The 24,985-nt window shown below is 64.4% G+C and carries 21 protein-coding genes; 11 read left to right on the top strand and 10 right to left on the bottom strand.

The window, feature by feature from the left end; translation table 11 throughout:
* Positions 1–688 precede the first annotated feature (688 nt).
* Both ispH and PMO31116_RS15875 read right to left on the bottom strand, forming a co-directional pair.
* Positions 689–1,663 (bottom strand): 4-hydroxy-3-methylbut-2-enyl diphosphate reductase, encoded by a 975-nt coding sequence (ispH, locus tag PMO31116_RS15880; RefSeq protein WP_150567575.1) that lies wholly within the window; start codon positions 1,661–1,663, stop codon positions 689–691.
* An 8-nt stretch (positions 1,664–1,671) separates the two neighbouring features.
* Complete coding sequence (locus tag PMO31116_RS15875) at positions 1,672–2,127, bottom strand: FKBP-type peptidyl-prolyl cis-trans isomerase (protein WP_150567574.1); 456 nt, start codon at positions 2,125–2,127, stop codon at positions 1,672–1,674.
* A 185-nt stretch (positions 2,128–2,312) separates the two neighbouring features.
* Between PMO31116_RS15875 and radC the strand changes: the two genes are divergently transcribed.
* From radC to nadB, 4 genes are all read left to right on the top strand, one after another.
* Positions 2,313–2,987: a RadC family protein gene (radC, locus tag PMO31116_RS15870; RefSeq protein ID WP_150567573.1), complete on the top strand. Its 675-nt coding sequence runs from the start codon at positions 2,313–2,315 to the stop codon at positions 2,985–2,987.
* 225 nt (positions 2,988–3,212) lie between these two features.
* The gene (rpmB, locus tag PMO31116_RS15865) at positions 3,213–3,446 is read left to right on the top strand and encodes a 50S ribosomal protein L28 (protein ID WP_023594592.1); all 234 of its coding nucleotides are present in this window, start codon (positions 3,213–3,215) and stop codon (positions 3,444–3,446) included.
* Between the two features lie 16 nt (positions 3,447–3,462).
* A complete protein-coding gene (rpmG, locus tag PMO31116_RS15860; RefSeq protein ID WP_010807102.1) occupies positions 3,463–3,630 on the top strand; it encodes a 50S ribosomal protein L33 in 168 nt (55 codons plus the stop codon).
* A gap of 241 nt (positions 3,631–3,871) precedes the next feature.
* Positions 3,872–5,476 (top strand): L-aspartate oxidase, encoded by a 1,605-nt coding sequence (gene nadB / locus PMO31116_RS15855; RefSeq protein ID WP_150567572.1) that lies wholly within the window; start codon positions 3,872–3,874, stop codon positions 5,474–5,476.
* A 139-nt stretch (positions 5,477–5,615) separates the two neighbouring features.
* Here nadB and nadC read toward each other — a convergent pair whose 3' ends face one another.
* The 6 genes from nadC to purN form a co-directional block, all read right to left on the bottom strand.
* Entirely contained in the window at positions 5,616–6,521 is a 906-nt protein-coding gene (gene nadC, locus PMO31116_RS15850) for a carboxylating nicotinate-nucleotide diphosphorylase (RefSeq protein ID WP_150567571.1), read from the bottom strand.
* A complete protein-coding gene (nadA, locus tag PMO31116_RS15845; protein ID WP_150567570.1) occupies positions 6,518–7,651 on the bottom strand; it encodes a quinolinate synthase NadA in 1,134 nt (377 codons plus the stop codon). Before nadA ends, nadC begins: the two co-directional genes overlap by 4 nt.
* Before the next feature lie 95 nt (positions 7,652–7,746).
* Positions 7,747–8,943, bottom strand: coding sequence for a DesA family fatty acid desaturase (locus PMO31116_RS15840; RefSeq protein ID WP_150567569.1), 1,197 nt, complete (start codon positions 8,941–8,943; stop codon positions 7,747–7,749).
* A gap of 308 nt (positions 8,944–9,251) precedes the next feature.
* Positions 9,252–10,652, bottom strand: coding sequence for a mechanosensitive ion channel family protein (locus PMO31116_RS15835; protein WP_150567568.1), 1,401 nt, complete (start codon positions 10,650–10,652; stop codon positions 9,252–9,254).
* A 118-nt stretch (positions 10,653–10,770) separates the two neighbouring features.
* On the bottom strand, positions 10,771–12,048 hold the full coding sequence (locus tag PMO31116_RS15830; protein WP_150567672.1) for an RsmB/NOP family class I SAM-dependent RNA methyltransferase: 1,278 nt from the start codon (positions 12,046–12,048) through the stop codon (positions 10,771–10,773).
* A gap of 158 nt (positions 12,049–12,206) precedes the next feature.
* On the bottom strand, positions 12,207–12,857 hold the full coding sequence (gene purN / locus PMO31116_RS15825; protein ID WP_150567567.1) for a phosphoribosylglycinamide formyltransferase: 651 nt from the start codon (positions 12,855–12,857) through the stop codon (positions 12,207–12,209).
* A 224-nt stretch (positions 12,858–13,081) separates the two neighbouring features.
* Here purN and PMO31116_RS15820 point away from each other — a divergent pair, with 224 nt between their 5' ends.
* The 7 genes from PMO31116_RS15820 to dut all read left to right on the top strand — a co-directional run bounded on the left by PMO31116_RS15820 (position 13,082) and on the right by dut (position 22,143).
* Positions 13,082–14,074, top strand: a complete 993-nt coding sequence (locus tag PMO31116_RS15820) for a bifunctional riboflavin kinase/FAD synthetase (protein ID WP_150567566.1) — start codon at positions 13,082–13,084, stop codon at positions 14,072–14,074.
* Between the two features lie 159 nt (positions 14,075–14,233).
* Entirely contained in the window at positions 14,234–17,071 is a 2,838-nt protein-coding gene (gene ileS / locus PMO31116_RS15815) for an isoleucine--tRNA ligase (RefSeq protein ID WP_150567565.1), read from the top strand.
* Positions 17,071–17,637: a signal peptidase II gene (gene lspA / locus PMO31116_RS15810; protein WP_150567564.1), complete on the top strand. Its 567-nt coding sequence runs from the start codon at positions 17,071–17,073 to the stop codon at positions 17,635–17,637. Before ileS ends, lspA begins: the two co-directional genes overlap by 1 nt.
* Before the next feature lie 131 nt (positions 17,638–17,768).
* Positions 17,769–18,980: a bifunctional phosphopantothenoylcysteine decarboxylase/phosphopantothenate--cysteine ligase CoaBC gene (gene coaBC, locus PMO31116_RS15805; protein WP_150567563.1), complete on the top strand. Its 1,212-nt coding sequence runs from the start codon at positions 17,769–17,771 to the stop codon at positions 18,978–18,980.
* A gap of 247 nt (positions 18,981–19,227) precedes the next feature.
* Complete coding sequence (locus PMO31116_RS15800; protein WP_150567562.1) at positions 19,228–20,448, top strand: MFS transporter; 1,221 nt, start codon at positions 19,228–19,230, stop codon at positions 20,446–20,448.
* Positions 20,449–20,502: 54 nt separating this feature from the next.
* Positions 20,503–21,537 carry an LLM class flavin-dependent oxidoreductase gene (locus tag PMO31116_RS15795; RefSeq protein ID WP_150567561.1) on the top strand — a complete coding sequence of 345 codons (1,035 nt, stop codon included), beginning with the start codon at positions 20,503–20,505 and terminating at the stop codon, positions 21,535–21,537.
* A 159-nt stretch (positions 21,538–21,696) separates the two neighbouring features.
* Entirely contained in the window at positions 21,697–22,143 is a 447-nt protein-coding gene (dut, locus tag PMO31116_RS15790) for a dUTP diphosphatase (protein WP_023594578.1), read from the top strand.
* A gap of 87 nt (positions 22,144–22,230) precedes the next feature.
* Here the strand turns inward: dut and clpA are convergent, their stop codons facing one another.
* Together clpA and clpS are read right to left on the bottom strand one after the other, a co-directional pair.
* The gene (gene clpA / locus PMO31116_RS15785) at positions 22,231–24,528 is read right to left on the bottom strand and encodes an ATP-dependent Clp protease ATP-binding subunit ClpA (RefSeq protein ID WP_150567560.1); all 2,298 of its coding nucleotides are present in this window, start codon (positions 24,526–24,528) and stop codon (positions 22,231–22,233) included.
* The gene (gene clpS / locus PMO31116_RS15780) at positions 24,525–24,839 is read right to left on the bottom strand and encodes an ATP-dependent Clp protease adapter ClpS (RefSeq protein ID WP_010807118.1); all 315 of its coding nucleotides are present in this window, start codon (positions 24,837–24,839) and stop codon (positions 24,525–24,527) included. The genes clpA and clpS overlap by 4 nt, the downstream gene beginning before the upstream one ends.
* Positions 24,840–24,985 lie beyond the last annotated feature (146 nt).

Genomic DNA, 24,985 nt, shown 5'->3' with positions numbered 1-24,985 from the left:
CGTATGCGAAACGCGCGCATTGTAACTCCATTCTTTGCGGCTGCGATGCTCGCCGCCACAGGGTTTTCCATAATCGGTGACTAAGGTTTTATACCAACTTGTACAACCCTATTTTTTCAAAAGTGCAACCCCGGAATTGTGAAAGGTTTTACATACCCGGTCGCACTGCCCCGGGTGGCTTCGTGGTGCAACCAATGCACCATATATGGGCTTGAGCAGCCCGCCAATTTAATAAGCAATTAGCGTGCCCAACCGGGTTAGAGCATTCATTCTAATTAAGGGAATATATAAATAATTAGATTCCGGAAAACCGGAATTCATCAATGCGCCGCAATTCTTTATGTGTTGAATTAAAACTGACGCCATTCGGTTTTGGCTGATGATACGTCAGAAGCCAATAAATACGTCGTGCGGATTATTTGCAAATGGAGCGCCGGGAACGCGAAGATTCCGCAAGGGGATTCATCCCGGGAAGGAGGGATTCGCCGAATGCGAGTCGGGTAAGGCATGACCCACTGCAACGCTTTGCTGCGGGCGCAAAAAAACCGGGGCACGCAACGTGTCACCCGGTTCGGGGAGCTCCGGCGGCTGGCGCCCTGAGCGGTTCTGCGGATCGGGCGCGCGGCCCGCGTGTCGCGGGACCTCGTCGGCGTGCAAAGCCCGCTTGCTGTACGCCTCCTGCCCGGCGTCAGCCGGTCGTTACCGGCGTAAGCCCCTTGGGCAGCGGGAACGCGATGTTCTCCTCCACACCCTCGAGCACCTTGACCTGATTGACACCCAACTCGCGCAAGCGCGACACGATCGACTGCGCCAGCACTTCCGGCGCCGACGCGCCGGCGGTCACGCCGATACGACGCTTGCCGTCGAACCACGCGGCCTGCAACTGGTCGGGCGAATCCACCATATACGCCGGCACGCCCATTTTCTCGGCCACTTCACGCAACCGATTCGAGTTCGAGCTGTTCGGGCTGCCCACGACCACCACTACGTCGCACTGTGGCGCCATGAACTTCACCGCGTCCTGGCGGTTCTGCGTGGCGTAGCAGATGTCCTGCTTCTTCGGCTCGGTGATCGACGGAAAGCGTTGCTTGAGCGCGTTGATGACCTCGGCGGCATCGTCGACGGACAGCGTCGTCTGCGTCACATACGCCAGCTTGCTTTCGTCCGCGACCTCGAGCGACATCACGTCGTCGATCGTCTCGACGAGGAACATGCCCTCGCCCGACTGGCCCATTGTCCCCTCGACTTCCGGATGACCCTTGTGGCCGATCATGATGATCTCGAGCCCCTGGCTGCGCATCTTGGCGACTTCGACGTGCACCTTCGTGACAAGCGGGCACGTCGCATCGAAAATCCGCAGTCCGCGTGCTTCCGCTTCGGCCCGCACCGCCTGCGATACGCCATGGGCGCTGAAGATCAGCGTGTTGCCCGGCGGAACGTCCGTGAGTTCTTCCACGAAGATCGCGCCCTTCTTGCGCAGATTCTCGACGACGTACGCGTTGTGCACGATTTCGTGACGCACGTAAATCGGCGCGCCATACATGGCGAGGGCGCGCTCGACGATCTCGATCGCGCGGTCGACGCCGGCGCAAAAGCCACGCGGCTGAGCCAACAGGATTTCCGCATCCGACAGCGTCGGTGCAACGACTTGGGTGGCGCTCATTTCGATTCCTACAGAATGCCGATAATCTGGACTTCGAACACGATCGGCTGGCCGGCCAGCGGATGGTTGAAGTCGAACAAGGCCCAGCCGTCGCCCAGTTCGCGGAGGATGCCCGCATAGCGGCCACCGCTCGGCGCGTTGAACTCGACCAGATCGCCCACGCTGTACTCCTCGCCGAAATTGCTGTTTTCCTGCAACGTCTTCATCGAGACGCGTTGCAGCAGTTCCGGGTTGCGCGGACCGAAGGCCTGCTCGGGCGCCAGCTCGATGCTGCGCCGCTCCCCCACCTTCAATCCCAGCAACGCTTGCTCCAGTGTCGGCGCCATCTGACCGCCGCCGAGCTGCAGCGTGGCCGGTGTGCCGTCGAAAGTGTTGACAATGTCAGCGCCGTCCGGCGCGGCAATCCGATAGTGGAGCGTCAGATAGGAATCGTCTTGAACCACGGGGGGTGCGACAGAACTCATGGGGGTCTCAAAGCAAGGTCAAGCTATTATTGTAAATGACGACGCGTTGCGCGTCCGGCTCCCCATCAAAAGCTGCTCCGATTTTCGTCCGACGGTGCAGCGTCCCCATAACCGGCCGCCGCCCTGGTGACCGATGCGGCACCCGCGATCATGCGCGCGGCGTGACCGCCTGTGGAGTCGTCGTCATGTCCATTGCCCAATGGCCGCTCGCCGAGCGTCCCCGTGAAAAAATGCTGGCCCGAGGGCCTGGCGCCCTGTCCGACGCCGAGTTGCTTGCCATCCTGCTGCGCACCGGTTCGCAGGGACGCAATGCCGTCGACCTCGGACGCGAATTGCTCGCACGCAGCGGGTCCCTGGCGCGGCTGCTCGTCACGCCGTTCGAGACCCTGCGGCAGATTCCGGGCCTCGGTCAGGCGAAATCCCTGCAGTTCCAGGCGGCCGTCGAAGTGGCGCGACGCATGCTGGGCGAAGGCATGGCCTCAGGGAGTCTGCTCGAGTCTCCTGCAGCGGTCCGCGACTACCTGCGCCTCACGCTGCAAGACCCCTCCCGCGAACGTTTCGCCTGCCTGTTTCTCGACGCATCTCACCGGCTCGTGAGCACACGGGTCATGTTCGAAGGCACCCTCACGCAAACATGCGCCTACCCGCGCGAAATCGTGCGGGCCGCGCTGGAGGTGCATGCCGCTTCGGTCATCGTCGCCCACAACCACCCGTCGGGCGTGGCCATGCCGAGCGCGGCCGATCTCACGCTCACGCGGCAACTGGGCGAGGCCCTGGCCTTGCTGGAAATCCGGTTGCTCGACCATTTCATCGTGGCCGGCGACACCGTCTGCTCGCTCGCGGAGCATGGTGGATGGTGACGCGCTACAACACTTGCACGGAAATTTGGCAGTCGAGTCGCGTTCGGGCTGCGCTTGCGCTATAATCCGTCCCTTCCCCGAATCTCCGACAGACGTTTCCCGCCAGGGACTCGCATCCTACATCGACTAAAGCGATTGATTTGTCTGGGATTTTTGTGGTATCATCGCGGTCTGTCTTTTCGACTCACCATTTTTTTACACAGAATTCTGGGTTAGGAGTGCTTCATGGCACGCGTATGTCAAGTGACCGGGAAAGCGCCGATGGTCGGCAACAACGTTTCCCACGCCAACAACAAAACCAAGCGCCGTTTTCTCCCGAACTTGCAAAATCGCCGGTTCTGGGTTGAGAGCGAAAACCGTTGGGTGCGCCTTCGCATTTCGAATGCGGGCCTGCGCCTGATCGACAAGAACGGCATCGACTCCGTTCTGGCCGACCTGCGTTCGCGCAACGCCATCTAAGTTTTAGGAGCTCATCATGGCAAAAGGCGCTCGCGACAAGATCAAGCTGGAATCGACCGCAGGCACGGGTCATTTCTACACGACCACCAAGAACAAGCGTACCCATCCGGAAAAGATGGAAATCAGCAAGTTCGATCCGGTGGCTCGTAAGCACGTGCCCTACAAGGAAACCAAGATCAAATAAGATCAACAGGTTTTCTCGCAGCAGTTCGCTGCTGCGTTCGATACCCCGCCTCTGGCGGGGTTTTTCATTTGGACGTCCCGAAATTCGCAACGCTACGCTATGCGTAGTGGCACCGCGCACAATTTCCACGATGTGCGCATAGGGCGATGTGTCAAGCGCGTATTGACTCGCTATACTGGCTCATCTTTCACCCCGGGATCGCGCCACATGTGTCGCGCAGATCCCAGACACCGCGCGAATCATGAATTTCGATGTCGTCATCGTCGGCAGTGGACTTGCCGGCCAGTCCGTCGCCCTGCATCTGGCCGATACCTGCCGTGTGGCGCTGGTCGCCAAACGCCCCATGCCCGAGGGTGCAAGCGACTGGGCACAGGGCGGCATCGCCGCCGTCCTCGACTCGACCGACAGTGTCGACGAGCATGTGGCCGACACGCTGATCGCTGGCGCCGGCCTTTGCGACGAGGCCGCCACGCGCTGCATCGTCGAGCACAGCCGCGAAGCCATCGAATGGCTGATCGCGCAGGGCGTGCCGTTCACCCGCGACGACGCCGCCGAGTTGGGCTTTCATCTGACGCGTGAAGGCGGTCACAGCCACCGGCGCATCATTCACGCCGCCGATGCCACTGGCCACGCCGTGATCGCCACGCTCACCGAACGCGTGCGCCAGCACCCCAACATCACCCTCTTCGAGAATCACTTCGCCGTCGACCTGATCACGTCGGACCGCGCGCATAGCGCGCCGACTGCCGGTCGTCACTGCCAGGGCCTCTACGTTCAGGATCTCGCGACGGGCGAAGTCCACGCGATGACGGCTCGCCACACGGTGCTCGCCACGGGCGGCGCCGGCAAGGTCTACCTGTACACGACCAACCCCGACACGGCCACCGGCGACGGCATTGCGATGGCCTGGCGGGCCGGGTGCCGGATCGCGAACATGGAATTCATCCAATTCCATCCGACGTGCCTCTATCACCCGTACGCGAAGTCGTTCCTGATCACCGAGGCCGTGCGCGGCGAAGGCGGTCGTCTCGTCTTGCCGGACGGTACCCGCTTCATGCCGCAACATGATCCGCGCGCCGAACTGGCACCGCGCGACATCGTCGCCCGGGCCATCGACTTCGAGATGAAAAAGCACGGGCTGGACTGCGTGTATCTCGACATCAGTCACCAGAGCCCGGAATTCCTGCAGGAGCACTTCCCCACGATTCTGGCGCGCTGCGCCGAATTGGGCATCGACATCACGAAGCAACCCATTCCGGTCGTGCCGGCCGCGCATTACACGTGCGGCGGCATCGTCACCGACATGCACGGTCGCACCGACTTGCCGGGCCTCTACGCCGTGGGCGAAGCGACTTACACCGGCCTGCATGGCGCCAACCGTCTGGCGAGCAATTCGCTGCTGGAGTGTCTCGTGCTCGGCAAGGCGGCGGCGCAGGACATCGAGCGCTGCGGGACAACGGCGCCCGTGACCACCGATGTCCCCGCCTGGGACGAAAGCCGCGTCTCGGATGCGGACGAAGAAGTCGTGGTGGCGCACAACTGGGACGAGCTGCGGCGCATGATGTGGAACTACGTCGGCATCGTGCGAACGACGAAGCGCCTGGAACGCGCCCAACATCGTATTGCCCTGCTTCGCGAGGAAATCGCCGAGTATTACGCGAACTTCCGAGTCACGCGCGATCTGCTGGAGCTGCGCAATCTGGTCGACGTGGCGTCGCTCATCGTCGACAGCGCGCTATCGCGTCACGAGAGCCGCGGCCTGCATTTCTCGCGAGACTTCCCCGACACCCTGCCGAAGGCACTACCGACCGTGCTCTCCCCCGCGCTACCCCGTCGCGTGCGCTGACGCCACACTCGCCAAGGCCTGCAAATCCTCGCGTGCCGCGCGTCGCCCGCATTCGAGCGGGCAACAAAACGGCCACAGGTATACCTGTGGCCGCTTTTCACATGGGAACGGGAGGGCCGTCGGCACCGCCCCGGACGCGTTATCCGACCGTCTCAACGATGCGCATGGAGTAATCGGTCGCGCGAATGTCCTTGGTCAGACTGCCGACCGAGATACGATCGACGCCCGTCTCCGCAATCGCGCGCAGCGTTTCGAGATTGATGCCACCCGAGGCTTCGAGCACCGCACGCCCGTCGGACACTCTCGCCGCTTCCCGCATCATCTCCAACGTGAAATTGTCGAGCAGAATCGACTTCGCGCCGCACTCCAGCGCCGTCTCGAGTTCTTCGAGCGACTCAACCTCGATCTGCACGGGCGCGCCGTCCGCCAGACGATCGGCGTTGGCCAGCACCTGACGAATGCCGCCTGCGGCGGCAATGTGGTTTTCCTTGATGAGAATGCCGTCGTACAACGCCAGCCGCTGGTTCGCCCCGCCGCCCACAAGCACGGCAAACTTTTGCGCGAGGCGCAGCCCCGGCAACGTCTTGCGCGTATCGAGCACCCGCGCCTTCGTGCCTTCCACGATGTCCGCGTATCGGCGGACTGCCGTGGCCACCCCGGAGAGCATCTGAAGGAAGTTCATCGACGTGCGCTCGCCCGTGAGCAACGCGCGCGCCGGTCCGTGGATGTCGCACACCACCGAGTCCGGCGTCATGCGCTCGCCCTCGCGGTAATGCCATTGCACACGCACGGAGGCGTCGACGCCACGCATGCATTGCTCGAACCAGCGCACGCCGCACAGCACCGCCGACTCACGTACCACGATGCGCGCGTGCGCCATTTCTTCCGACGGCACGAGCAGGCCTGTCAGATCGCCCGCCCCGATGTCCTCGGCAAGCGCGTCGCGCACATTACGCGCGAGCGCCGTCTCGAGCGGTTCGCCGAAAGTCGCGAAATGCGGGGACAGCGCGGCTTCGGTATTTAGCGCTTTCGATGGTGTCATCATGCAGGGCCCACGCCGGAAAACAGCGCGCCGTCGCGCGCGAAATCGCCGCTTGCGCGCACGTTCTGCTTGCGCGCCTCGGCGAACTTCAACATACGGTCGATACAGGTGTGCGCGCGGCGGCCGATCTCCGGATCGACGTGAATCTCGTTTCGACCCGACGCCAGCACATCGGCCAGGTTCTGCAGGCTATTCATGGCCATCCACGGGCAGTGCGCGCAACTCTTGCACGTCGCGCTGTTGCCCGCCGTCGGCGCCTCGATAAAGTGCTTGCCCGGTGCCGCGGCACGCATCTTGTGCAAAATGCCGTTATCGGTGGCCACGATGAACTCGGTGGCCTCCATCGTCTGCGCGGCGGCGATCATCTGCGAGGTCGAGCCGACCACATCGGCCTGCGCCACCACCGCTGCGGGCGACTCCGGATGCACCAGCACCTTCGCATTCGGATATTCACGACGCAGCAATTCCAGCTCGGTGCCCTTGAACTCGTCGTGAACGAGACACGCCCCCTGCCACAACAGCATGTCGGCTCCCGTCTGCTTCTGGACATAGCTGCCCAGATGCCGATCCGGCGCCCACAGGATCTTCTTGCCCTGCGCGTGCAGGTGCGCCACGATTTCCAGCCCGATGGACGACGTGACCATCCAGTCGGCCCGCGCCTTTACCGCCGCACTCGTGTTCGCGTAGACAACGACCGTGCGATCGGGATGCGCGTCACAAAAAGCCGCGAACTCGTCGGCGGGGCACCCCAGATCCAGCGAGCAGGTCGCGTCGAGGTCCGGCATCAGAATGCGCTTTTCGGGGCTGAGAATCTTCGACGTCTCGCCCATGAACCGCACACCCGCCACGACCAGCGTGCTGGCCGAATGATGACGGCCGAAACGGGCCATCTCCAGCGAGTCGGCCACGCAGCCGCCGGTCTCTTCGGCGAGGTCCTGCAAATCGGCGTCGACATAGTAATGCGCCACCAGCACGGCGTTCTGCTCGACGAGCAAACGCTTGATTCTGGCCTTGAGCGCCGCGCGTTCCTCCTGCGACGGCGCCTCCGGGACACGCGCCCACGCATGGGCGACGCAAGTGGCGCCGCTCGGTGCGGGGCGCTCGAATTCTACGGATTTCAGTGAGGCGTTCATGTTCACTTGTCCCGTGGGGGGACCGGGAATGACAAAACCCCGCCGTGGCGGGGTTTCGATTATGCGTCAAAAACGAATTTCAGGCGCAAGTCCGTTCAGGCGTAGCGACGCAGGCGCGAAGCGAATTCCTGCAACGCATGAATTCCGCTTTGTTCGGCGCGGTGGCACCAGTTCTGCAATTGGCTCAGCAATTGCTCGCGCGACGCATTGGAACGCTCCCAGATGCCGGCCAGTTCACGGCGCAGTTCGTAGTACGTCTTCACCGCGTTGCTGTGCGCGAAGATCTCGCCGAGTTGCTGCTTCTGCGGCTCCTGCAGCGAGGCTTCGTCGTGATGCAGCCACTTGCGCGCGCCGCGGAACAACTGGTACTCGCCGTGCTGGCGCTTCTCCTTGAAGCGTGCCAGCTCTTCTCCGTAGGCCCGCTTGAAGGTCTTGGCATAGCGCGCCATCACTTCGTAGCGGTTCGAGAGCACGGCCTGCAGCGTGTCGTCGTCGCACGCTGCCTTGTTCTTTGCGAACTTCGGCGTCGGCGCGATCTTCTTCACCTTGGCCAGCCCCACCGCCTGCATCATGCGGATATACATCCAGCCGATGTCGAATTCATACCACTTGTTCGACAGCTTTGCCGACGTGGCGTACGTATGGTGGTTGTTGTGCAACTCCTCACCGCCGATGATGATGCCCCACGGCAGCAGGTTCGTCGACGCGTCGGCGCAGTTGAAGTTGCGGTAGCCCCAGTAGTGGCCCAGCCCATTGACGACACCGGCGGCCCAGAACGGAATCCATACCATCTGCACGGCCCACACGGTCAGGCCGATCGCCCCGAACAGTGCAATGTCGATGATCATCATGAAGCTGACGCCCAGGATCGGATAGCGCTTGTAGACGTGGTTCTCGATCCAGTCGTTCGGCGTGCCGTGGCTGAACTTGCGCAGCGTTTCCTCGTTCTTCGCTTCGGCGCGATAAAGCTCGGCACCTTCGGCGAGAACCTTCCACAGGCCGCGCGTTTGCGGGCTGTGCGGATCTTCCGGCGTCTCGCACTTGGCGTGGTGCTTGCGGTGAATCGCCGCCCACTCGCTGGTGACCATCCCGGTGGTCATCCACAGCCAGAAGCGGAAGAAATGGGCGACGATCGGATGCACGTCGAGCGCGCGGTGCGCCTGGCAACGGTGCAGGTAGATCGTCACGGCGGCAATCGTCACATGGGTAACGGCCAGCGTGAACAACGTGATCTCCCAGCCGCTCCAGTCGAGCAGGCCGGTCGAAAGAAATCCAAGAAGACTGTCCAGCAAAATATCACTCCAAACTGATCAATACGGTAGCCATCACGGCAAGTTCTCCATGCCGTGTCGTGTCTTGTCGGGCCGAATCGGCATCGATGGCCGTCGCGTCAAGGTCTCGTTCTTTCGCTCGCTTGACGCTTGGATTCGCTGGAGGTCGGCAAGTTGCGGCTTGCCGGGGCGATATGGGCGGAAAACGTGCCAGTGAACGTCTGTTGTTATTGTTTGGCCCACATTTTACCTGACGGACTGTCGCCCGTGTGTCGCCTGCCCGCCACGCATTTTGTCGCAGGTCAATCCCCTCGCCCGGACGAAACCCTCTACGAGGACGTCTTCACGCCGTCATCTCCCGGTGGCAAAGCCCGCCGGGCCGGTTCCGACGAAGGATCCGGCTGGTTGACATGGTGGGAAGGAACACCGTACGGCCAATCATTCAGGATGCGTATTTCGCGCTGTGCATACGGAATTTCAATGCCGTGCTCGCGAAATGTGCGCCAAATCCGCAAATTGATCTCCGATCGGATGGCACCGCTGCCTTGCGCTGGGTCTTGTACCCAGAACCCCATTTCCAGATCCATCCCGTCGGCGCCGAAATTCAGCAGCAGCGCCGACGGCGGCGGATCGGCCAGCACGCGGGGAATGTCCTGTGCCGCCTTGAGCATCAGCGACATCGCCAGTTCCACGTCGGCACTGTAGGCAACCTGCACGTTGACCTTGGCGCGGCCTCGCGTCTCGGTAAACGAATGGTTCTGCACGACGTTCGTGACCAGTTGCTCGTTCGGCACGAGCGCCTCCACGCCATCGAGGCCGCGCACGACGGTGTAGCGGGTGTTGATCTGCGACACCGTGCCGTGATACGGGCTGACGGTGATCAGATCGCCGATACGTACCGACCGGTCGAGCAGGATGATGAAGCCCGACACGAGGTTCGACGCGATCTTCTGCAGGCCAAAGCCAAGCCCCACGCCGAGCGCACCGCCGAACACCCCGAGCACCGTAATGTCGATGCCGACGAACGAGAGCGTGACAAGCACCGCAACAAGCGTGAGCAGCCCCTTGACGGTGCGCGAAAGCACCACCTTCAGGTTGCCATCGAGCGTGGTCGTGCGCATGATCCGGTCTTCGATCAGCGAGCCGACCCACATCGCAAGCATCAGCGTGACCCCCACCCAGAGCAGCCCGGAGAGAATCGAGAGCAACGTGAGATGGCTTGCGCCGACCGCGAAGCGCACGCTGCCCATCCACTTGAGGATGTCGTCGTGCACGCCGAGCACGTAGGCGATCATCGACAGCCAGGCGAGCGTGGTGAACACGCGCTCGAAGACTTTGAGCAGGCCCGATGCGTGCGGCGACGATGCAAACAGTCGACGGGCGAAGTAGAACGCCAGATAAATCAGCGCCGTGCCGAACAACGGTACTTCGGCGAGCATCAGCAGCGAGACGCGAGTGTGCTCCTGGAGCACCACGCGCGTGAGCGCGACGCACATCCACCCGAACATCGGGAAGAACGCGCGCCGCAGACTCGACGACCCGGCCCGGCGCGCCGGCGCCACCCGGTCGAAATGGCGCTCGAGACGCCCGATCATCCAGCGCCGCAGAACGAACGCGGCGGCGAGCGCGACCACCAGCGCCACGATCTGCCAGATGATCTGCGTGTCGCCGAAGTCGCGAACGACGTCGCGCACCAATCTCGCGAAAGCCGGACTTTCCTGCATCGCCATCTCTTTTATCTCTTGTTGTCCGCCGACATCATGGGGCTGCACCGGCCAGCGACATCACCCCAGGCCGGGCGAGGCGAAAACCGGCGCCGTTCATCGCCCCCATCCCTGTCCCTCACCCTCAAGCCTGTGCCGTCCGGCGCTCGAACACCGCCGCAAAGAAACCGTCGGTGGCGTGGCGGTTCGGCAGCAGCTCAAGGTACTTGCCGGTATCGAGCCCGATTTTCTGCGATGCGAGCAATGTGTCCGCCGGCAGCAGCACGAAGTCGGGATGCGCCGCCGCGAACGCCTCGGCGATGGCCGCATTCTCCTCGTTGAGCAGACTGCATGTGGCATAAACGAGACGGCCGCCCGGCTTGACCAGGCGCGCGGCACTCGCGAGGATCGACGCCTGCTTCTGCGTGAGTTCCTCGACCGACTGCGGCGTCTGCCGCCACTTCAGGTCGGGATTACGGCGCAGCGTGCCCAGCCCGCTGCACGGCGCGTCCACCAGCACCCGGTCGATCTTGCCCGCCAGACGCTTGATCTTGCTGTCGTTCTCGCTGTCGATCATCACAGGATAGACGTTCGACAGCCCACTGCGCGCCAGACGCGGCTTGAGCTTGGCGAGACGCTTCTCCGAGACGTCGAACGCATACAAACGCCCCGTCGAGCGCATTTGCGCGCCGATCGCGAGCGTCTTGCCCCCGGCACCGGCGCAAAAGTCGACGATCATTTCACCGCGGCGCGGCGCCACCAGCTGACAGAGCAACTGGCTGCCCTCGTCCTGCACCTCGATCGCGCCGGACACGAACAGCGGGTGCTTTTGCAGCGCCGGCTTGCCGGCCAGGCGAATGCCATTGGGCGCATAAGGCGTGGGCTCGGCCGAAAACCCGTCTTCGCGAAGCGTCGCGAGCACATCGTCGCGGCTGGCCTTGACGACGTTTACGCGACAGTCGAGCGGCGCCGGCTGATTGAGCGCGGCGGCCAGGGCTTCGAGTTCCGCGGCGTCGAAACGCGCGGCCAAACGCTCGTAAAGCCACTCCGGCAAGTTAGTACGCACTCTCGGCTTGAGCGTCGCCGGATCGATCTGTCCGACGTGCTCCAGCCAGTCGACTTCCTCGGGGGACGCCACGAGCTTGACCGACGCGATACCGCGCGTGAACGCCAGCCCGAGCAGTGCGAGACGGCGCTCCAGCGGGCCGGAACCGCTCTCGGCGTGCTGCCCGAATTCGAGTTTGCGGCGCAGGATGGCGAATACCGTTTCGGCCAGCACACCGCGCTCGCGATGCCCCAGTCGGTCGTGAGCCCGGAAGTAGGTACTCACGAGCGTATCGGCCGGCCCGGTGAACTTCAGCACGGTGCCGAGCAATTCCTGCGTCCGCTCGAAAAGCGCCGGCGACAGGTGTTCGCCGCGCATGCTGGCACTGTCCACCGGCGCGGCGTCGTGCCGACGGTCGCCGTCGCGGGCGCTTCTGCCGCCCTTACTGCCATATGACGAACGGGAATCGAACGATTTACCGCCGGTGCGACCACCGGCGTGATTTGCGCCATTGCGGCGCTGGGTCGGGCGTGTGCTCATGCGTCCTCACCAAAGAGCCATTGCGGGTCGGGCGTGCCATCGGCGGCGGGCAGGACCGTCACGCGGCCATCGGCCACGACCAGACGATCTTCCACGAACCAGCGCACGGCGCGCGGATAAATGATGTGTTCGAGCGGCAGGATGCGCTCGGCCAGCGCTTGCGGGGTATCGCCCGGGCGCACCGGCACGGCGGCCTGCAGCACGTATGGGCCATGGTCGAGCTCGGACGTCACGAAATGCACCGTGGCGCCCACGATCTTGCATCCGGCTTCGAGCGCACGCGCATGCGTTTGCAGCCCCGGAAAGGCCGGAAGCAGCGACGGATGGATGTTGATGAGACGGCCGGCGTAGCGCTCGGTGAATGCCGGCGTAAGAATGCGCATGAATCCGGCGAGTACGACCAGATCGGGCTGATGGCGATCGATTTCGGCGGCGAGTTCGGCGTCGAACGCCTCGCGGGTCTTGCCGAGGCTCGGCACCACGGCTGCCGGGATGCCGTTTTCCGTGGCGAACGCCAGGCCTTCGGCCTCGGCACGATTGGCGATGACAGCGGCCACGCGGGCCGGCCAGCCTTCTGCGGTACAGGCCCGGACGATGGCCTGCATGTTGCTGCCTCGTCCGGAAATCAGGATGACAATGTTCTTCATCGCCGGATTTTATCATTGGCGCGGCGCACCAGACAGCGCGATGCACGCCGCGATGGCCCCGAAGCGTTTATAATTCAACGTTCTGCGGCGCCGCAATGTCGGTCTGGCCGTTCTGCGGGAAACGGGTCGGGTACGGCCCGCGCAGGCCGCCGGGCTCATGCAGCCGTGCCGCGCAGTCCATCCACCAACGCTCAATCAACGTCTTGTACTGACGCTTCCTTATCGTGCGAGTCTTCCGGGGTTTACCCAACGCGCAAAGCAAAGCGCCCTGCGTGCTGACGATCGGCAATTTCGACGGCGTGCACCTGGGCCATCAGGCACTGCTCGCACGTGTGCGCGCTGCCGCGGCCGCGCGCGGCCTGCCGGTGTGCGTGATGACGTTCGAGCCGCATCCCCGCGAATACTTCATGCCCGACCGGGCGCCGGCGCGCATCTCCAACCTGCGCGACAAGTTCGAAGCGCTGCGCGCGCAGGGGGTCGACCGGCTGGTGGTGGAACACTTCAACGCGCATTTTGCCGGACAGTCGCCCGAGGACTTCGTGCGCAACATCATCGTCGACGGCCTGCACACCCGCTGGCTGCTCGTGGGCGATGACTTCCGCTTCGGCGCCAGGCGCGCCGGCGACATCGAATATCTGCGCGACGCCGGGCGCCGCTTCGATTTCGTCGTGGAGCAGATGCCGACGATCGCGCATGACGGCGTGCGCATCTCCAGCTCGGAAGTGCGCGCAGCGCTCGCCGACGGCAATTTCGAGCGCGCCCACGCGCTGCTCGGCCGTCCGTACGCCATCACCGGCCACGTGGTGCACGGCATGAAGCTCGGCCGCAAGCTGGGCTACCCGACGCTCAATCTGCGTATCGCCCACAAACACCCTGCCCTGTCGGGCATCTTCGTCGTGCAGGTGCACGGACTGGCCGAGCGGCCGCTGCCCGCCGTGGCGAGCCTGGGACTGCGTCCGACCGTCGACGACTCGGGCCGCGTACTGCTCGAAGTGCATCTGCTCGACTTCGCGGGCGACTGCTACGGAAAGCTAGTGCGCGTGGAATTCCTGCAGAAGCTGCGCGACGAGGCGAAATTCGACGGACTGACCGAACTCGAAGCCGCCATCGCGCAGGACACACGCGAGGCCCGCGCCTATTTCGCCCATGCGCTTGACGCCAACGGCCCGAGCGCACGACGCGATTTCGCCACCTCGGCGACCGACCGAATTAGTTGATCTTCGCCCGCGTGCGCCGGCGCCCCGCGCCGCGCGCGCGGCCCGCCGCCGCCACTGGCACCTGCCCGGGCGTTGCATCTCCCGGCCCGCTGGGGCCGAACGCAACGTCATCGGCGCGAGCGCCGCACACCCGACATCCAAAATTCGTAGCGAAGCACCATGAGCGATAAGAAAGCCCCGAGCAAGTACCCCGTCAATCTGCTGGACACGCCGTTCCCGATGCGAGGCGACCTGCCCAAGCGCGAGCCGCTGTGGGTCAAGCAGTGGCAGGAAAAGAAGATCTACGACAAGATCCGCCGCGCCAGCAAAGGCCGTCCGAAATTCATCCTGCACGACGGCCCGCCGTATGCCAATGGCGACATCCACATCGGCCATGCGGTCAACAAGATCCTCAAGGACATGATCGTCAAGGCGCGCAGCCTCGCAGGCTTCGACGCGGCCTACGTGCCGGGCTGGGACTGCCACGGCATGCCCATCGAGATCCAGATCGAAAAGCAGTTCGGCAAGCACCTGCCGGTGCGCGAGGTGCAGGAAAAGGCGCGTGCCTACGCCGCGGTGCAGATCGAGCGCCAGAAGGCGGACTTCGAGCGCCTGGGCGTGCTCGGCGACTGGGACAATCCGTACAAGACCATGAACTTCTTGAACGAGGCCAACGAACTTCGGGCCCTCGCGAAGATCATGGAAAACGGCTACGTCTACCGTGGCCTCAAGCCGGTGAACTGGTGCTTCGACTGCGGCTCTGCGCTGGCCGAGGCCGAAGTGGAATACAAGGACAAGACCGACCTGTCGATCGACGTGGGCTTCCCGTTCGCCGAACCCGAAAAGGTCGCCAGGGCCTTCGGTCTGCCCAAGCTGCCGCGCGACGACGGCTTCATCGTCATCTGGACGACCACCCCGTGGACGATCCCGTCGAACCAGGCCCTGAACGTCAATCCGGAAATCGAGTACGCGCTCGTGTCGACCGAACGCGGCCTGCTGATCCTGGCCACGGAGCGCGTCGAGGAGAGCCTCAAGACCTATGGCCTGCACGGCGAGATCCTCGCCCGCGCGAAGGGTGAAGCGCTCTCGCTGATCCGTTTCCGTCACCCGCTCGCCACGGCGGACGTCGGCTACGACCGCACCTCGCCGATCTACCTGGGCGACTACGTGACGACCGACACGGGCACGGGCGTGGTGCACTCGGCGCCCGCCTACGGCGTGGAAGACTTCATGTCGTGCAAGGCGCACGGCATGCCGGACTCGGAAATCCGCATGCCGGTGCTCGGCGACGGACGCTATCAGGACAGCCTGCCGCTGTTCGGCGGCCAGTCGATCTGGGACGCCAATCCGCAGATCGTCGAGGCGCTGCGCGAGGCGGGTACGCTGTTCCACTCGTTCAAGTACACGCACAGCTACATGCACTGCTGGCGCCACAAGTCGCCGATCATCTACCGCGCCACCAACCAGTGGTTCGCGGGCATGGACGTGAAGCCGGTCGACGGTGCACCGGGCGACGGCAAGACGCTGCGCGAGATCGCCCTGGCCGGCATCGAGGCCACGGAGTTTTTCCCGTCGTGGGGCAAGCAGCGCCTGCACAACATGATCGCGCACCGCCCGGACTGGACGCTTTCGCGCCAGCGCCAATGGGGCGTGCCGATGGCATTCTTCGTGCACAAGGAAACCGGCGCGTTGCACCCGCGCACGCCGGAACTGCTCGAAGCCGTGGCCAAGCGCGTGGAGACCGAAGGCATCGAGGCGTGGCAGACGCTCGATCCGGTCGAACTGCTCGGCGACGACGCCAAGGATTACGTGAAGAACCGTGACACGCTCGACGTGTGGTTCGACTCGGGCACCACGCACTGGCATGTGCTGCGCGGCTCGCACGCACACGAGCTCGGCTTTCCCGCCGACCTCTACCTCGAAGGCTCGGACCAGCATCGCGGCTGGTTCCACTCGTCGCTGCTCACCGCGTCGATGATGGATGGCCGTCCGCCCTACAAGGCGCTGCTCACGCACGGCTTCACCGTCGATGGCCAGGGCCGCAAGATGTCGAAGTCGATCGGCAACACCATCGTGCCGCAGGAAGTCGCCGGCAAGCTCGGCGCGGAAATCATCCGCCTGTGGGTCGCGTCGACCGACTATTCGGGCGAACTGTCGATCTCCGACGAAATTCTCAAGCGCGTGGTCGAGAGCTATCGTCGTATCCGCAACACGCTGCGCTTCCTGCTCGCGAACCTGGCCGACTACGACCATGCGAAGCATGCGCTGCCGCCGGAGCAATGGCTCGAGATCGATCGCTACGCCGTGGCGCTCGCCCAGTCGCTGCAGACCGAAGTCCTCGGCCACTACGACCGCTACGAGTTCCACCCGGTCGTGGCCAAGCTGCAGACGTTCTGCTCGGAAGACCTCGGCGGTTTCTACCTCGACATCCTGAAGGACCGCCTGTACACGAGCGCGCCGGACGCCCCCGCGCGCCGCGCCGCGCAGAACGCCCTTCATCACATCACGCACGGCCTGCTCAAGCTCATGGCGCCGTTCCTGTCGTTCACTGCCGAAGAAGCGTGGCAAGTGTTCCAGCCCGGCAACGACACGATCTTCACGGAAACGTATTACGCGTATCCGGAAGTCGCGCAGGGCACGCGTTTGCTGGAGAAGTGGCACCTGTTGCGCGCTGTGCGCGGCGACGTGACCAAGGCACTCGAAGAGGCGCGAGCGGCCGAGAAGATCGGCTCGTCGCTGCAGGCCGAAGTCGACGTGCGGGTCTCGGGCCGCAAGTTCGACGTGCTGGCCAGCCTCGGCGACGATCTGCGCTTCGTGCTGATCACGTCGGCCGCGACCGTCACGCAGGTGGCCGCGGAAGCCGACGAAGGCGTGGTCGTCACGCCGTCGTCGCACCAGAAGTGCGAACGCTGCTGGCACTACCGCGAAGACGTGGGTGCCGACGCAGATCACCCGACCCTTTGCGGGCGTTGCGTGTCGAATCTCTTCGGCAGCGGCGAACACCGGAGCGCGGCATAATGGCAAGCAAAGCAGGCGCGCGTTCAGGCGCGCAACGACGAAACGGCAATAGCGGCAGCAATGGCAGCAGGGGCGGCGCGCGTGGTGGCGCCACCTTCGGGCTGGCGCCCTGGCTGGGGATCGCGGTCATTGCGATCCTGCTCGACCAGGTCACCAAGCTGACGATTCTGAAGACGTTCCAGTACGGCGAATTCCACCCGCTGACGTCGTTCTTCAATCTGGTGCTGGTGTACAACAAGGGCGCGGCGTTCAGCTTTCTGGCCGCCGCGGGTGGGTGGCAACGCTGGTTCTTCACGCTGCTCGGCGTGGTGGCGGCAACGGTCATCGTCGTGCTGCTCAAGCGTCACAACGGCCAGAAGATGTTCTGCCTGTCGCTGTCGTTGATTCTCGGCGGTGCGCTGGGCAACGTAATCGATCGCGTGATCTATGGCCACGTGATCGACTTTCTGGACTTTCACGTCGGCGGCTGGCACTGGCCGGCGTTCAATGTGGCCGACTCGGCAATTTGCGTGGGCGCCGTACTGCTGGTGATCGACGAGCTGCGGCGCGTGCGACGCGGCAAGTAGTGCTCATCGCAGGATCCGCCGCGGCAGCCGCGGCGCGATCCGCGCGCACGGCCACGGCACGTGCGCGCGGACGACATACACCGTCGCGGCGCCCCGAAGGCGCCGCGCGGCACTTTGGAGGAAGCATTTCTATGGAACGCGGCGAACTGGCGGGCAAGACCATCGTTCTCGGCCTGACGGGCGGCATTGCCTGCTACAAGTCGGCCGAACTCACCCGGTTGCTCATCAAGGCAGGCGCCACGGTACAGGTTGTGATGACCGAAGCCGCCACGCAATTCATCACGCCGCTCACGATGCAGGCCCTCTCCGGGCGTCCCGTCTTCACGAGCCAGTGGGACAACCGCATCGACAACAACATGGCGCATATCGACCTCTCGCGCGCGGCCGACGCCATTCTGATCGCCCCCGCTTCCACCGACTTCCTCGCCAAGCTCGCGCACGGCATGGCCGACGACCTGCTCTGCACGCTGTGCGTAGCGCGCGACTGTCCGCTGCTCGTGGCGCCGGCCATGAACCGCCAGATGTGGGCCAACCCTGCCACCCAGCGCAACGCGGCAACCCTGCGCGGCGACGGCATCGTGGTGCTCGGCCCGGACAGCGGCGATCAGGCGTGCGGCGAAATCGGCGACGGACGCATGCTCGAACCTGAAGCGCTCTACGAGGCGCTCACCGCCTTCTTCCAGCCCAAGCGCCTTGCCGGACGACGCGTGCTGATCACCGCCGGCCCGACCTTCGAGCCGATCGATCCGGTGCGCGGGCTGACCAATCTGTCGAGCGGAAAGATGGGTTTCGCGCTCGCGCGCGCCGCCGCGCAAGCGGGCGCCGAGGTGCACCTCGTGGCCGGCCCGAGCGCGCTGGACACACCCTACGGCGTGACGCGCACCAACGTCCAGACCGCCCGACAGATGTACGACGCGGTCATGGCCGACGTCTCGCACAACGACATCTTCATCGCGGTGGCTGCAGTGGCCGACTGGCGGGTGCGCGACGTCGCCGGAGAAAAGATCAAGAAGACCGGCGAGGCGGACGTGCCGCGCCTCGAGTTCGTGCAGAACCCCGATATTCTGGCGGCCGTGGCGCAGCTGCCCAACGCGCCGTACTGCGTGGGATTCGCCGCCGAATCGGGCGATCTGGAAAAGCACGGCGCGCAAAAGCGCCTCCGCAAGCAGGTGCCGTTACTCGTGGGCAATCTCGGCCCCGCGACGTTCGGCAAGGACGACAACGAAGTCATTCTCTTCGACGAAGCCGGTCAGAAACGCCTGCCGCGTGCCGACAAGGCCTCGCTTGCGCGCAGCCTGATCGTGGAGATCGCCGCCCGATTGCCGTCAAGCGCCCCGGGCTGACGCGGGCGGATCATCGCGGCGGCAGCGTGACGCCGCATGAGGTCGCGAGCCGTCGCGCGACATCTGAGGGCATCCGCCCCGCCGCGCCGCGCTGCCCCAAGCCGTTCCCCGGCGCGAGCGTCTGTCATCGTCGTTGTCCGGCAACGCTGGCAGACTCCTGGAAACCGGTGGCCCGCCGGTCGCCGCAACGTCCGCCCGTCATTGGCCCATCGCGGCCGGCGGGCCATGGCACCACCCCCTATCGAAAATGACGCAACCTCCTACGTCCGCGCGTCCGAGTGTCAGTGTCTACGGGACACTGAGCATGCTCGCCGCGATCATGTTCTTCGGTTTCATGACAATCGGCATGCCGCTGCCCGTGCTGCCGGTCTACGTGCACGAAACCCTCGGCTATGGCTCGTTCGTGGTCGGGGTGACGATCGGCATCCAGTCCGTCGTCACGCTGCTGCTGCGCTCGTATGCCGGGCGCACCGTCGATACGCGTGGTCCGCGCCGCGCCGTGCTCACCGGACTGTGCGGCTGCGCCGCCGCGGGGGTGCTCTATCTCGTCGCGTCCATCGCACCGAATCCCGCGCTTGCACTGGGTATCCTGATTGCCGGGCGCGTCGTGCTGGGTTTCGGCGAAAGTCTGATCCTGACCGGCGGCATGTCGTGGGGCATTGGCCTGCTCGGCGCCGCGCACGCCAGCAAGGCGATTTCGTGGCAGGGCGTGTCGATGTACACGGCGCTGGCCACCGGCGCTCCATTCGGGGCGTATCTGCTGCAGTCGGCAGGGTTCACCGTCGTCTCGCTCGTGAACATCGCGCTGCCGGCCGTGGCCTTCGCGATCGCCTTGCGTCTCCCCGCAGCGGCGCCCGTGGGCGGCAATCGCCTGCCGTTCTTCCGTGTCGTCGGACTGGTCTGGCGTCCGGGCCTCGCCATGACGCTCGGCAGCATCGGGTACGCGGTCATCGCGGCATTCATCACGCTGTACTACGCCAGCCATGGCTGGACGGGGGCCGCATACGCGCTCACGCTGTACAGTGCCTGCTTCATCGGCATGCGGATTCTGCTCGCCCATGCGGTCGATCGCTTCGGCGGACGCCGCGTGGCCATGTGCTCGCTGGTATTCAGCGCAATCGGTCAGTTCCTGCTTTGGGGCGCCGTGAGCCCGCACATGGCGCTCGCGGGCGCAGGATTGACCGGCGTGGGCTTCTCGCTGGTATTTCCCGCGCTGGGCGTGGAAGCCTTGCGCCAGGTGCCGCCACAGAACCGCGGCGCGGCGCTGGCGGCCTACTCGGCGTTCTTCGATCTGGCCCTCGGCCTGATCGGGCCGATGGCCGGCCTCGTCGCCAACTTTTTCGGATATGCCTCGATCTTCCTGTGCGGCGCACTGGGCGGTATCGTGGCGATTCTGATGATTGCGCGCCTGCCGCATGCAGGACCCGGTACCGTACCGGTGGATTCGTCCGCCGGCAGCGGCCACTGACTCGCAAGACGACGCGCCGGCGCCCTGCCCGTCGGCCCCTCGGAGCCCGAACGCATGTCACAACCCTCCACTGCCCGCATCAAGCTGTCGATCCTCGATCAGACGCCCGTCATCCACGGCCATGATGTGGCCGATGCCATCGCGGCGACCGTCGAGCTGGCCCAGGCCGCCGACGACCTCGGCTACACGCGTTACTGGTGCGCGGAACACCACGGCCTGCGCGGCGTGGCGAATCCCGCGCCGGAGGTCATGATCGCCCGGCTGGCGAGCGTGACGAAGCGGCTGCGCGTGGGCTCGGGCGGCGTGATGCTGCCCTACTACAGCCCGTTCAAGCTGGCGGAACAGTTTCTGATGCTCGAAGCGCTGTTTCCGAACCGCATCGACCTGGGCGTGGGACGCGCGCCGGGTGGCGACATGCGCACCGCGCGCGCCGTCGCGAAAGGCCCGTACGACGCCGGCGAGCACTTCCCGCAGCAGGTCGCGGAACTCGCGGCGCTGTTCGATGGCACGCTCGCCGACGACCATCCCTATCGCGGGGTGTTGCTGCAACCTGCCGTGGCCACTCGGCCCGAGGTGTGGGTGCTGGGTTCCAGCGAATTCGGCGGACTGCTCGCCGCACAGCTCGGTCTGCGCTACTGCTTTGCGCACTTCATCAACGCGCATTACGGACACCGCGTCACGCAAGCCTATCGGGAGCGCTTCACGCCCGGACGACTGGACAAGCCGTACTGCGCCGTTGCGCTATTCGTCATCTGCGCCGACACCCAGGCCGAGGCCGAAGCACTCGAAGCCGGTGTGGATCTGCGACGCGTGCAAATGGCCTACGGCATGAACGAGCCGATCCCGAGTCTGGAACAGGGCGCTCAGGCCAGGGCGCAGTATCGCGAACGGGAATTGTCGGTGATCGCGCGCGAGAAACCGCGTAGTATCATCGGCACCCCGGAGCGGGTGACCGAGCGCGTCATGGAATTGCAGGAGCAGTTCGAAGCCGACGAAATCGTCGTGCTTACGGTCGCCGGCAGTTATCGCGCGCGCCTGCGCTCGCATGAACTGCTCGCACAGGCCTTCGCGTTGCGAGCGGACGACTGAACCGGTGCGCGTGCCCGAGCCACTACGGGCACGCCCCGCCCCCACGTCCCGGCATAGTTTCCATGCGCCTTGCGCCCCCATGTGTTCGCACACAGGGTTGCTCGGCCCCGCTGTCCTCATTAACGTCGTCACGCCCTAACGTACCCACTTCCTAACGCCATGAAACTCGACGTCAAGATCCTCGACGAACGCCTGCGCTCGCAGTTGCCCGCTTACGCCACGCCGGGCAGCGCCGGGCTTGACCTGCGCGCCTGCCTCGATGCGCCCATGACCATCGCCCCCGGTCAAACCGTGCTCGTCCCCACCGGGATGGCGATCCATCTGGAAGACCCGGGCTACGCCGCGTTGATCCTGCCGCGCTCGGGCCTCGGCCACAAGCACGGCATCGTGCTGGGCAATCTGGTCGGGTTGATCGACTCGGACTACCAGGGTCAATTGATGGTGTCGACGTGGAACCGCGGCAACGAGCCGTTCGTCCTTAACCCGTTCGAGCGCCTGGCACAGCTCGTGATCGTGCCGGTCGTGCAGGCCGAGTTCAATATCGTCGACGAGTTCCCCGAGAGCGATCGCGGTGCGGGCGGCTTCGGCAGCACCGGCAAGCACTGACGCACCGACGTCGAAAAAAAAGCGCCGCTCGAAGCGGCGCTTTTTCATGGGCGCGAGGCCCTGAAGTTGACTGACGGGGCCTGACGGTTACTCGACCTCGGCCGCTTCCGGCTCGGGACGCGTGTTGCCGTCCTCGGGGAACGACAACTGCACCTGATCGTGCTCGTCCAGATCGACGGTCACGCGCCCACCGCCGGTCAACCGCCCGAAGAGCAGTTCGTCGGCCAGCGCACGACGAATCGTGTCCTGGATCAGACGCTGCATCGGACGTGCGCCCATGAGCGGATCGAAGCCCTTCTTCGCCAGATACGCACGCAGCTTGTCAGTGAACACCACCTCGACCTTCTTCTCATGCAGTTGGTCTTCCAACTGGATGAGGAACTTGTCGACGACGCGCAGGATGATCTGCTCGTCGAGCGGCTTGAAGCTGATGATCGCGTCGAGGCGGTTGCGGAACTCCGGCGTGAACATGCGCTTGATGTCGGCCATTTCATCGCCGGCCTGGCGCTCGTTCGTGAAGCCGATGCTCGCGCGGTTGATCGTCTCGGCGCCCGCGTTCGTCGTCATGATGATGATGACGTTGCGGAAGTCCGCCTTCCGGCCGTTGTTGTCCGTCAGCGTGCCGTGATCCATCACCTGGAGCAGCACGTTGAAGATGTCCGGGTGCGCCTTCTCGATTTCGTCGAGCAGCAGCACGCAGTGCGGCTTCTTCGTCACGGCCTCGGTCAGCAGGCCACCCTGATCGAAGCCCACGTAACCCGGCGGCGCGCCGATCAGACGGCTCACCGCGTGGCGCTCCATGTACTCCGACATATCGAAGCGAATCAGCTCGATGCCCAGCGTGAACGCAAGCTGCTTGGCGACTTCGGTCTTGCCGACCCCGGTCGGACCCGAGAAGAGGAACGCGCCGATCGGCTTGTCCGTCTTGCCCAACCCGGCGCGCGACATCTTGATCGCCGCAGAGAGTGCGTCGATGGCCGGGTCTTGTCCGAACACCACGCTCTTCAGGTCGCGATCGAGCGTCTGAAGCTTGCCGCGATCGTCCGCAGAAACGCTCTGCGGCGGGATGCGCGCGATCTTCGAGACGATTTCCTCGATCTCGCCCTTGCCTATCGTCTTCTTCTGCTTGGACTTCGGCAGGATGCGCTGCGCGGCACCGGCTTCATCGATCACATCGATGGCCTTGTCCGGCAGGTGACGATCGGTGATGAACTTGGCCGACAGTTCCGCGGCGGCGGACAGCGCGCTCGACGAATACTTCACGCCATGGTGCTCTTCGAAGCGCGACTTCAGTCCACGCAGGATCTGCACGGTTTGTTCGACGGTCGGCTCGTTCACATCGATCTTCTGGAAACGGCGCGACAGCGCGGCGTCCTTCTCGAAGATGCCGCGGTACTCGGTGAAAGTCGTGGCGCCAATGCACTTGAGTTGCCCCGACGACAACGCCGGCTTGAGCAGATTGGACGCGTCCAGCGTGCCGCCCGAGGCGGCGCCTGCACCGATCAGCGTGTGAATTTCGTCGATGAACAGGATCGCGTTACTGCGCTCCTTGAGTTCCTTGAGCACCGCCTTCAGGCGTTGCTCGAAGTCGCCGCGATACTTGGTGCCCGCGAGCAGCGCGCCCATGTCCAGCGAGTAGACAGTGGCGTCCTGCAGGATCTCGGGCACTTCGCCGCGCGTCACGCGCCACGCAAGCCCTTCGGCGATGGCAGTCTTGCCCACGCCGGCTTCGCCGACGAGCAGGGGATTGTTCTTGCGGCGGCGGCACAGGACCTGCACCACGCGCTCGACTTCCGATTCGCGCCCGATGAGCGGATCGATCTTGCCGTCGCGCGCCATCTGGTTGAGGTTCTGCGTGTACTGCGCGAGCGGGCTTTCCTTGGTGTTGGCGCCCTCCTCGCCTTCGGCACTGCCCTCACCGGCCTTGGCCGACTCGCCCGACGCACCGGTCTTGGTGATGCCGTGCGAAATGAAATTGACGACGTCCAGCCGCGTCACGCCCTGCTGCTGCAGGTAGTAGACGGCGTGGGAGTCCTTCTCGCCGAAAATGGCGACCAGCACGTTCGCGCCCGTGACTTCCTTCTTGCCGTTGGAAGTGGACTGCACGTGCATGATGGCGCGCTGGATCACGCGCTGGAACCCGAGCGTGGGCTGGGTGTCGACCTCGTCGCTGCCAGGCACCGTCGGCGTATTGTCGGCGATGAAGTTGCGCAGGTTCTGCCGCAAATCGTCGAGATTCGCGGCGCACGCGCGCAACACCTCGGCGGCGGTCGGGTTATCCAAGAGGGCGAGCAAAAGGTGCTCGACCGTGATGAATTCGTGTCGTGCCTGGCGCGCTTCCATAAACGCCATGTGCAGGCTGACTTCCAATTCCTGGGCAATCATGCTTCCTCCATCACGCACTGCAGCGGGTGCCCGGACTGCCTTGCATGGCTAACGACTTGCTCAACTTTGGTCGCCGCGACGTCGCGCGTAAAGACCCCACAAACTCCCCTGCCCTCGCGATGGACCTTGAGCATGATCTGCGTGGCAGATTCCCGGTCCTTATTGAAATATTCCTGAATGACCATCACCACGAATTCCATCGGGGTGAAGTCGTCGTTCAACAGTACCACCTTGTACATCGACGGCGGCTTGAGCTGTTGCTCCTGCCGCTCCTGTACGGTGTCGTCATGCGTTGTCGGTAAGGTTGCCATACGTGGATTCTAAACAACTCCCGGGCGCAGGAAGCAATCGGAGCTCCTATTGCCGCCTGCCGGCCGGTCGTCCACCGGAATGCCAACACTCGTCGATGATCGCGCGCGTTGTCCAGCAAGGCGCCGCAGCCCCCGACCACCGGGGG

It is taken from the genome of Pandoraea morbifera (genome assembly GCF_902459575.1).
Taxonomy (GTDB): domain Bacteria; phylum Pseudomonadota; class Gammaproteobacteria; order Burkholderiales; family Burkholderiaceae; genus Pandoraea; species Pandoraea morbifera.
The sequence above is the reverse complement of the archived record's forward strand: the minus strand, read 5'-3'. Positions and strand labels throughout refer to the sequence as shown.

Coding starts and splice junctions, on each gene's coding strand:
- ispH (WP_150567575.1), bottom strand. CDS start 1,663: ATGAGCGCCACCCAAGTCGTTGCACCGACGCTGTCGGATGCGGAAATC.
- PMO31116_RS15875 (WP_150567574.1), bottom strand. CDS start 2,127: ATGAGTTCTGTCGCACCCCCCGTGGTTCAAGACGATTCCTATCTGACG.
- radC (WP_150567573.1), top strand. CDS start 2,313: ATGTCCATTGCCCAATGGCCGCTCGCCGAGCGTCCCCGTGAAAAAATG.
- rpmB (WP_023594592.1), top strand. CDS start 3,213: ATGGCACGCGTATGTCAAGTGACCGGGAAAGCGCCGATGGTCGGCAAC.
- rpmG (WP_010807102.1), top strand. CDS start 3,463: ATGGCAAAAGGCGCTCGCGACAAGATCAAGCTGGAATCGACCGCAGGC.
- nadB (WP_150567572.1), top strand. CDS start 3,872: ATGAATTTCGATGTCGTCATCGTCGGCAGTGGACTTGCCGGCCAGTCC.
- nadC (WP_150567571.1), bottom strand. CDS start 6,521: ATGATGACACCATCGAAAGCGCTAAATACCGAAGCCGCGCTGTCCCCG.
- nadA (WP_150567570.1), bottom strand. CDS start 7,651: ATGAACGCCTCACTGAAATCCGTAGAATTCGAGCGCCCCGCACCGAGC.
- PMO31116_RS15835 (WP_150567568.1), bottom strand. CDS start 10,652: ATGGCGATGCAGGAAAGTCCGGCTTTCGCGAGATTGGTGCGCGACGTC.
- PMO31116_RS15830 (WP_150567672.1), bottom strand. CDS start 12,048: ATGCGCGGCGAACACCTGTCGCCGGCGCTTTTCGAGCGGACGCAGGAA.
- purN (WP_150567567.1), bottom strand. CDS start 12,857: ATGAAGAACATTGTCATCCTGATTTCCGGACGAGGCAGCAACATGCAG.
- ileS (WP_150567565.1), top strand. CDS start 14,234: ATGAGCGATAAGAAAGCCCCGAGCAAGTACCCCGTCAATCTGCTGGAC.
- lspA (WP_150567564.1), top strand. CDS start 17,071: ATGGCAAGCAAAGCAGGCGCGCGTTCAGGCGCGCAACGACGAAACGGC.
- coaBC (WP_150567563.1), top strand. CDS start 17,769: ATGGAACGCGGCGAACTGGCGGGCAAGACCATCGTTCTCGGCCTGACG.
- PMO31116_RS15800 (WP_150567562.1), top strand. CDS start 19,228: ATGACGCAACCTCCTACGTCCGCGCGTCCGAGTGTCAGTGTCTACGGG.
- PMO31116_RS15795 (WP_150567561.1), top strand. CDS start 20,503: ATGTCACAACCCTCCACTGCCCGCATCAAGCTGTCGATCCTCGATCAG.
- dut (WP_023594578.1), top strand. CDS start 21,697: ATGAAACTCGACGTCAAGATCCTCGACGAACGCCTGCGCTCGCAGTTG.
- clpA (WP_150567560.1), bottom strand. CDS start 24,528: ATGATTGCCCAGGAATTGGAAGTCAGCCTGCACATGGCGTTTATGGAA.
- clpS (WP_010807118.1), bottom strand. CDS start 24,839: ATGGCAACCTTACCGACAACGCATGACGACACCGTACAGGAGCGGCAG.